The sequence below is a fragment of the Aeromonas cavernicola genome, from assembly GCF_002795305.1.
In the GTDB taxonomy this organism is placed as follows: domain Bacteria; phylum Pseudomonadota; class Gammaproteobacteria; order Enterobacterales; family Aeromonadaceae; genus Aeromonas; species Aeromonas cavernicola.
Genome location: NZ_PGGC01000117.1, coordinates 1 through 8904, shown reverse-complemented (window position 1 = coordinate 8904; position 8904 = coordinate 1). Strand labels below are relative to the sequence as shown.

At 49.5% G+C, this 8904-nt stretch carries 9 protein-coding genes and 1 pseudogene; 3 read left to right on the top strand and 7 right to left on the bottom strand.

The annotated features are described in order from the left end of the window. Nucleotides 1–886 (bottom strand): DEAD/DEAH box helicase (locus CUC53_RS13185; RefSeq protein ID WP_157798273.1); only part of this gene is annotated, 886 nt, incomplete at its 3' end. Between the two features lie 178 nt (nt 887–1064). On the opposite strand from CUC53_RS13185, the gene thpR reads away from it, so the two are divergent. The 3 genes from thpR (at nt 1065) to dksA (ending at nt 2916) form a co-directional block, all read left to right on the top strand. Beyond that, on the top strand, nt 1065–1607 hold the full coding sequence (gene thpR, locus CUC53_RS13180) for an RNA 2',3'-cyclic phosphodiesterase (protein WP_100294586.1): 543 nt from the start codon (nt 1065–1067) through the stop codon (nt 1605–1607). Next, nucleotides 1604–2347, top strand: coding sequence for a DNA/RNA nuclease SfsA (gene sfsA, locus CUC53_RS13175; protein ID WP_100294585.1), 744 nt, complete (start codon nt 1604–1606; stop codon nt 2345–2347). The genes thpR and sfsA overlap by 4 nt, the downstream gene beginning before the upstream one ends. 119 nt (nt 2348–2466) lie before the next feature. Then, on the top strand, nt 2467–2916 hold the full coding sequence (dksA, locus tag CUC53_RS13170; protein ID WP_100294584.1) for an RNA polymerase-binding protein DksA: 450 nt from the start codon (nt 2467–2469) through the stop codon (nt 2914–2916). A gap of 513 nt (nt 2917–3429) precedes the next feature. Here the strand turns inward: dksA and CUC53_RS13165 are convergent. The 6 genes and pseudogenes from CUC53_RS13165 to CUC53_RS13140 form a co-directional block, all read right to left on the bottom strand. Further along, entirely contained in the window at nt 3430–3897 is a 468-nt protein-coding gene (locus CUC53_RS13165) for a DUF4357 domain-containing protein (RefSeq protein WP_100294583.1), read from the bottom strand. Between the two features lie 176 nt (nt 3898–4073). Then, nucleotides 4074–4507: pseudogene (locus CUC53_RS13160) on the bottom strand (transposase); the annotation flags it as partial. Between the two features lie 169 nt (nt 4508–4676). After that, nucleotides 4677–5348, bottom strand: a complete 672-nt coding sequence (locus tag CUC53_RS13155) for a hypothetical protein (RefSeq protein ID WP_100294582.1) — start codon at nt 5346–5348, stop codon at nt 4677–4679. 11 nt (nt 5349–5359) lie between these two features. After that, complete coding sequence (surE, locus tag CUC53_RS13150; RefSeq protein WP_100294581.1) at nt 5360–6310, bottom strand: 5'/3'-nucleotidase SurE; 951 nt, start codon at nt 6308–6310, stop codon at nt 5360–5362. Nucleotides 6311–6461: 151 nt separating this feature from the next. Further along, nucleotides 6462–8351 carry a PhoX family protein gene (locus tag CUC53_RS13145; protein WP_100294580.1) on the bottom strand — a complete coding sequence of 630 codons (1890 nt, stop codon included), beginning with the start codon at nt 8349–8351 and terminating at the stop codon, nt 6462–6464. A gap of 336 nt (nt 8352–8687) precedes the next feature. Then, a partial coding sequence (locus CUC53_RS13140) for a transposase (RefSeq protein WP_420808064.1) occupies nt 8688–8904 on the bottom strand: 217 nt, incomplete at its 5' end.

The window sequence follows — 8904 nt, the reverse complement described above, 5'->3', positions numbered from 1 at the left end:
CCCGCCGCTCCAAGCCACTGTCGATCACCACCGAGATCCCCTCGATGGTGAGGGAGGTCTCCGCCACATTGGTGGTGAGCACCAGCTTACGGCGACCAGCAGGCGCCGGTTCGATCGCTGCCTGCTGGGTCGCCATGTCGAGGCGGCCGTAGAGGGGGGCGAGGGTCACGTCATCCGGCAGTTTGTCTGCCAGCCATTGCGCCAGCCGCTCGATTTCCCCTTGGCCGGGTAAAAAGACCAACAGGCTGCCGCGCTGGGCGGTCAGCGCCTCCAGCACCACGGCACCGACCTGCGGCTCCAGCCACTGCTGGCGATTGGCAGGGCGGTAGTGGTAATCAATGGGAAAACCGCGCCCCTTGGAGCGGATCACCGGGGCATCTGGCAACAGGCGTTCGAGCGCCATGCCATCCAGGGTGGCGGACATTACCAGCAGCTTGAGGTCATCACGCAGCCCTTGCTGGCTCTCGATGGCAAAGGCCAGCGCGGTATCGGCGTGCAGACTGCGCTCGTGAAACTCATCGAAGATCACCAGCGAGACACCGCTAAGCTCAGGGTCTTGCTGCAACATCCGAGTCAGTACCCCTTCGGTCACTATCTCAAGCCGGGTCGCTGCGCTGGTGCGGCTCTCGCCACGAACCCGCAGGCCAATCCGCTCACCCACCTTCTCCCCCAGCTGGCGAGCCAGAAAAGTGGCGATGTTGCGCGCTGCCAGCCGCCGTGGTTCCAGCATGATGATGCGGCCGGGCAATCGGTTCTGGCGCACCAGCTCCAGCGGCAGCAAGGTCGATTTGCCCGCGCCGGGCGGCGCCTGCAGGATCACGCTGGCGTGGCTGTCGATAGCACTAAACAGATCGGGCAATATCGAAACGATGGGAAGCTGGGACAAAGCGATGGGTACCTTCTGTAACAACTGATAAAACGGCGCCTATTCTGCCACAGCCCGCCCCCCCACCGTGAGTAGATGTGACGGGATGCACCATTGCATAACAGGGTGGCGAGACATGGCCAGACAGCTGCCATAGAATGGGCGCATTCTATGAGTGTGAACAAGGCATGATCAGCACATGGCCAAACTCTTCTTTGCCCTGCCCGTCAAGGCGCTCGCCCCCGCGCTGATCGCTTGGCGCGATCAACGCCCCTGGCCCGGGCAAGCAGTGCCGCAAGCCAACCTTCATTTGACCCTGGCGTTTTTGGGCGAGGCCAGTGACCAGACGACCCAGCGTTTGATCGACGCCGTGCAGCAGCAACACTGCCCGCCGCTGACCATTAAGTTAGAGCAGACCGGTTGGTTTAACCGTGCTAAAGCGGCGTGGATTGGTCCGATAGCATGGCCTAACGAGCTGACCGTGCTGGCGTTGGCACTACGTCGTCATGGCGAAAAACTGGGGCTGGGTAATGGCGAGTTGGGCTATCGCCCTCACGTGACCTTGTCACGCAAAGCGGGCGAGGCACCAGCTACCCTGCCAGCGCCCGATTTTCTACTGCAGGCCGATGAATTCTGCCTCTATCAATCCATCTCGGCCCCGGACGGGGTGCGCTACGAGCCGCTTGCCTGCTGGCCGCTGCGAGCTCGGGTAAAAGAAGCAGAACGGAGGGCAAATCCGTGATCTTTGATCCCCCCCTGCAATCGGGCCAGCTGGTGGCCCGCTACAAGCGTTTTTTGACCGATGTGCAACTCGATAACGGTGAGCTGATCACCATCCACTGCGCCAATACCGGCGCCATGACCGGTTGTGCCGAACCGGGTACCCGAGTCTGGTATTCCACCTCTGATAATCCTAAGCGCAAGCTGCCCTGCAGTTGGGAGATTGCCCAAAGCCCTGCGGGCCATTTTATCTGCGTCAATACGGCCCGCGCTAACCAGATCGCCCGTGAGCTGATTGAGCAAGGTGCCCTTGCTCCACTCACCGGTTATGCCTCGCTACGCAGCGAGGTAAAATATGGTGCAGAGAACAGTCGCATCGATTTGCTGCTAACAGATGATGAGCGGGGGCATTGTTACATCGAAGTCAAATCGGTCACCCTGCTCGATGAGCGCGAGCAGCCCGGCATGGGCTATTTTCCCGATGCAGTGACCACTCGTGGTGCCAAACATCTGCGTGAATTAATGGCGATGAAAGCGGCAGGCCACCGCGCAGTGCTGCTTTTTATGGTGCTACATACCGGAATTGTCAGGATGCGGCCTGCAACTCACATCGATCCGCACTATAGTCAGCTCATTGCGCAGGCAATAGCGGCAGGGGTTGAAATCTTGTGCTACCGCCCTCACCTTGGGGTGGATGGCATGGTGGCTCATGATTTCATTCCTTTTGAAGCTAGCCACCTGCTACCCGAGGGGAGTGCCTAAATATGGTAATCGGTAACATTATTGGGATGGCTCATTTGCTTACCAGTTACCCTTCTGCTATAGATAGCGCCCTCAAATTATGGATGGCACGGGTAGCGTGCTGAATTAGGAGACAGGGCATGCCAACAGGCGAAAACAGGAAATCTCTGGGCCCCCTGGCCATTGCGGGTGTCGCGCCTTACCAGGAGAAACTGGGTGAGGAGTACATGAATGACCAACAGAAAGCGCATTTTCGCAAAATCCTAGGGGCTTGGCGTAATCAACTGATGCAGGAAGTTGACCGCACCGTTGACCATATGAAGGATGAAGCTGCTAACTTTCCAGATCCGGTTGATCGCGCCGCACAGGAAGAGGAGTTCGCGCTGGAATTGCGGACCCGTGACCGTGAGCGCAAGCTGATCAAGAAAATCGAAAAGACCTTGGTACTGCTTGAAGACGACGACTTCGGCTACTGTGAACATTGTGGCATCGAGATCGGCATCCGCCGTCTGGAAGCACGCCCCACTGCCGATCTTTGTGTTGATTGCAAAACGCTTGCCGAAATCAAAGAAAAGCAAATGGCTGGCTAACAGCCCGCGTGCTGCACTAGTAGTAACAAGGAATGCATCAGCCTAATGCCAGTCAGTTAAGCCTGACTGGCATTTTCTATTGGTTTTTTTTAACCCCATACTTGCGTACCCTTGACTGTACCCTTGACTGTACCCTTGACTGTACCCTTCAGGGCGACAGTGTGGGCGTAGTGGTTCATCGGCATAGGCTTGACGCGCACACCCCGACAGTATCAAAGCCAAAACGGCATACGCTCATCAAATCAGAGGGTTGTTGGCTGAGCTTGGTGTTCTTATCCACCTAGGTCTTGCGCGTATTAACCCGCGATTGCCCGAATTCTAGGCAAGGCGTGAGCACTGCCTGCCGGCAATGTTGCGTCATTACAGTAAGCCGCCGTCCCCCGCGCTCGGTGACTTGTTTAACAGCTTCGATTTTGAATATTTCTAGATAACGTTGAAGGGTCATAACGCCTCCAAGCCTCATTTTAAGGCTGCGAGGTGTCTACGGAACTGGAGGACGATTCACAGGGAGTGTTATTTTTTACCAAACCCAGATTGTTTTAAGGTGTAACCCACGCTATTTTGCCACGCATCTAATCCACTACGATTATTTCCAGCTACCAAGCTAGCAGCAAGGCTAGGGCTGTTAAAAAGCTGATCAGCTACGAATAAAAATCCCCCCTCACTTCGTGCAATCATGATCCCTTTTGCTAATAACATGTTGCGTAAATCTTTCACAGCCTCACGCAACGATGTTGCATCCTCCCCATTAGTTGTTGATCCAGAAAGCACAATAAAACCTGGATTTTTGCGATTACCCACAGGGTAGCCATACGCTTGCGCCCCTTTACCATTGAAATAATAAAGCTCACGCTCACCAGGCTGGTTATCGGCAAGCGCTTTTTGTAAGGTCATTAACTCGTTATAAATATCGATAGGTACAACAGCCGCCTGCTTATTACCTTTATTGTCAACGATAAAGTTAATTTGCTTATTTAACATCCTTGTACACCCTGTATATAACGTACGGAGAAATGATATTTATGAGCACATCTTATTTCAGGCAAGTAATCAAGCTATCGATGGGAATAAAATGGCTCACGACCAAGAAATCATGAAATCACAGCCTATCATGGTGGTCAAATTAGATAAGTATCTAGTCCAGCAATGGGTTGACCCATTTGGTAGACCCGCTTGTGGATCCAAGCAAACAGCAGGTATGAGGAAGCAGAGGCCAACTCCCCCGTTGCGCTGGTTTTCATCGGCGAGCACGGGCTGATAGCGATAGCAGAACTCGCTCACCTTGCAAGCTAACTAGATAGAGATGGCGTAATGCACCACGGCTTTGGTCGCCATCTTCCTGCGGGCAGATGGCGTTACCCTTTTTTGCTATGGCCTCGGCGATGCTCTCTGCCTTGAGGCGCTCCTCGGCATACATCTTCTTGAGGCTAGTCATGAAGGAGGCATCCATGCCACCGAATGTGGAGTGCTACCTCTAGAAGGTGGCCGAACTGATGCCATGCTCACGGCACCGCTCGGGGACGGGTGAACCAGACTCGGCTTGCTTGAGGATGGCGATGATGTGGGCATCGCTAAAGCGTGATGTTTTCATGAAGAACCTCCTGCGTTCAAGACAGGTCTGATATTAATACCGAAAGAAGTACGCAGGTGTGCACTCATGCAGCGTAAAAAAGACACCGGCGTGAGGCCGGTGTCAGGTGATAACTAGAACTGTACCTTTATTATTTGATGTTCATCCGCGCATGGACTTGTACTCATTCTCATGATTTTTGAAAAATATAACTACTTTCAATATTTCTGTCTTGATGAGCAACAAATAATCTATATGCTGCGGGTTTGCTCGTACTATCGTGCACAAGATACAGGTCACCGTCGATTTCATTGCCATCACAATTTGCCGAAGTGACATTAAGTTTATTAACCCCATGAAAGATCGCGTCTTCTACACGACCTTGTAAACCACAATCCTCTAGGGCTGTCACAGAATCATTCTTATCCACTGCAAAATTAAATATCTTCGAGGCGTTTATTTTTGTTAGATAATCACCAATATTTAATTCATGGTGTTCTTCTAATGGTTCAATCAATGAAATAGTGATAGGCGCGTTGCTATTTTTTAGACTGCTAAAAATGCCAGCCCTCTCTGTGATGATATTTACATCTCCATCATTGCCATCCTGCAAAAAAATAATTTTATTATTATTTTTATCGGTGTGCATGGTCCCTACCATGGGTAATATAGATGCATCATTCGCAATAGCAATTCGATAACTTCTATATTCTGAAATGATGGTGTCAGTGGGAAACAAGACTTTTATTTCATTGCCATTTTCAATGGCACTATTATTTTGTTCATCATGAGTGTTACATGCTGACAGCAATGATAAAGAGATAGCTAAAGGTAACCACTTTTTAATAAAAAACTTGCTCATATGAGTGTCACTCAATTATTAGAAGGCGAAACAGACAGGTTTTTCATATTGATTTTTAGCCATTGCAGGGCAGGGATGTTAGCTTCAAAGCCACTTTGCATCATAGTCATGGTAATATTCCCTCGCTGAATGGCTGCAGATTCATCATTAGCCTGCTCTGGTGCGGGATTACCTACAATACCAAAACCGATGCCTGCCCCACCGTTACCATTGTCATTGGTAAAGTAGATGTTATAAGCATTAAAAGTACCGAATTTAGTCGCGACCCAAGGTAAATTTTCACTTTCACCAGCACTGAATGTGGGAATATTAACATTCAAGCCATAGCCCGGTGGAAGTATCTGTCCTTGTGATTTTTTCATGTCATTCAAATTGTCAATCAGCTTAAAAGTTAAGGCCGCAACTTCTTCAGCTAATACATCATTATTAGTTGTGTTTACATCGGCACTGATAGCGATCGCCGGGATCTGACGCGCAAGCGCAAATTGTGCGTTACTCACCGTACCGGAGGTATTAACAATCGAGCCCAAATTTTGCCCCTCGTTAGCTCCCGATACAACTAAATCAGGTTTTTTTCCCCACTTTTCCTTTGCTAGCACATCCAAGCCATACATAAGAGACATGACTGGCGTACCATCGACGTAATATATTTCAGTCTCCCCTCTAACTAAACCAATCGCAGGATCTCCCACCATCGCTGCGCCATTCAAACAGTTCTGCTTGAGATCTTTAAGCGGTTCTGAAAAATTAATCGATGCCCCCTTTCCGCTTTGGTTAACGCAAGGTATAGAGGCAATCACTCTATGGCCATTTGCAACCAAAATCTTATATATTGCTTTGAGGTTCGCGGTATAACCATCATCATTACTCAGCACAATATCTAACGCATAGCTAGGAAAACTAGCGGCAATCATAAAAGAAGATAACAATAGTTTTTTTCTGAAAATCCGCGTTGATTTCATTATTAATTCCTAGCTGGTATAAAGTTTTAAGGGTTGATTTAAATACATAAAAACTGAAAATATAACCTCAGGTATCGCCCGTTAAATAAAAATTAACGTCGTATTTTAATATTTATATTATTTTTCTTATCCGGCTTCATACGTTGTTCGCTCAGCCACCTATAATGCCGCCATCTTCACGGGTGATCATGATGACTGAAGAGCGCGGACGTGGGCTGTTACTTGGGAAGTGAGAATCTCCTTCTTCTCCAGGATGCTGTACGTTGACGAACATCGTCTTATAATCCGGCGTGAAGGTAATACCCGTTAATTCGCACGATTTAGGTCCAACCATAAAGCGACGAATTTCACCACTATTAGGATCACCCACCAGCATCTGGTTATTACCTTGCCCTTGATAATCACCCTCATTGCTGTATTTACCATCGGTCAGAATCCACAAACGACCCGCCGCATCAAAAGCTAAACCGTCTGGGCTGTTAAAGGTATTGTCTACCGTGATATTTGGCGTACCACGGTTAATGCCTTCGGGGTATGCAATTGGATTACCAGCCAACAGATAAATATCCCACGTAAATTGTTCGGCAGTGGCATCACCACCCTCATCCCAACGAATAATTTGACCATAAATGTTATTAGGACGTGGATTAGCTGCATTCATCGGCATGCCTGCTTCGCCACGTTTATTGTTGTTAGTGAGTGTGCAATAGGGGCGACCATCATGTGGATTGACGGCAATCCATTCCGGCCGATCCATTTTGGTTGCTCCAACCTGTGATGCAGCCTTACGGGCAAAGATTAAAACTTCTGCTGGATCACGAAAACCGTTCTCTGGCGTTAAACCATTTTTACCAAACTCAAGTGCAATCCAACGGCCGGTCCCTCGCAAAGGGACACCATTTACATCTGCGTTAAATTGCGCAACATACAGTGTCCCTTCATCCAGTAGGTTGTGATTGTTGGCTGGATTAATGGGGTCGACTTTATTTTTAGAAACATATTTGTAGATATGCTCGCCGCGCTCATCGTCCCCCATATAAACCACTAGGCGGCCATTTTTAGCGACGGTTACGGCTGCGTTTTCGTGCTTAAAACGCCCCAGCGCAGTATGTTTTACCGGCATCGCCTGCGGGTTCATCGGATCAATTTCAACGATCCAACCGAACCGATTAAGCTCATTAGGGTTCTTTGCCACATCGAAGCGATCATCAAACGTAGACCAGTTGCGCTCGGGCTCTCTGGCGTTCAAGCCATAGCGTTGCTGTTCTGGGGTGGTTTTATAATCGGCGTGCTGGGTACCGAAATAGGTTTCAAAGTTCTCTTCGCAAGTCAGGTAGGTCCCCCATGGGGTTTTGCCATTAGCGCAATTATTAATGGTCCCCAACACCTTACGGCCTGAAGGATCTGCTGCGGTTTGCAGGAGTGGATGACCGGCGGCAGGACCACTGACCTGCATCTCGCTATTGGCGGTGATACGGCGGTTGTAACGCGATGGCCGCTCAACTTGCCAGCGTTGGCTCTCACCGATGCGTTTTACCGCAACAATTGATACCCCATGTGCCGCCTGGGATTTACGCACATCTTCTAAACTGGTGGCCTTGCTACCACCATGGGAGAACAGATACTGCTCATTCACATATTCGTTGTTAATCGCAATCACCCCATGGTTATCATCAATGGGGAAGAAACTCATACCATCGTTATTATCACCGAACTGTTTTTCTTGATCGGCAGCACTATTGCCACCGTTAGGATCGAATGCTGAAGCGCTATCCACAAGTGGGTCACCCCATGAGATCAACACTTCGCTTTTATAACCCTGAGCAACCACTACATCATCAGCAATGGATGCTTTAACTCCTTTAAAACCTAGTAATGGACTGGTTGGTAAGTTCTCAGCATGAGCTTGGTTGGCGATGCTAAAGAGTCCCCCTCCGAGAAAACTCACGGCACCTACCGCGCCGGCACTGCCTAACAATAATTTACGCCGGGTTGTATTGATGAGTAGGTCGGTCGTTAACCGCGCGATCTTATTAGGCATCAGGCTATCACCATTAATATTATGATTAATAAGAGGAATTCACCAAAATTTCAGTGACGTTCAAAGTAGCTGCATACACTAGTCAGTGTTTGTTACAAAAAAATTACGTGCTAAAGGGTGATCAAGGCCATTCCATGTAGCGGGGGATCAGGAGTCCGAGGAACGAACACCACAGCGAGATATGATTTTTTAAAAGGGGATTATTGATAGGCGAATGTATGACTCTGGATGTCGCCGTCTCTCATGAGTGGAACCAGCGATAGGGGCTATTTCTCCCGGTTAGTGGATATCGTTTAGGGTCAGGGGAGGGGTCAGGGTGAGAGCGTGAACTTTTTGTTAACTGACAGCCAATTTCTGGATGCCTGCAGTCAAGACTGCTTCCAAATATTCACTGCTCATGCACGCAATCTTTTGCTTTCGCCGGATGCTTGCTTTGCGTGATGTCTCGGCCCTGAGCATGTTCAGCGCCATATGCCTGATACATGTCAGGATCTCGACGGCATCACCACGATAAATGGGGCATGCATCTTCACCCATGGTGACATCCAGTACC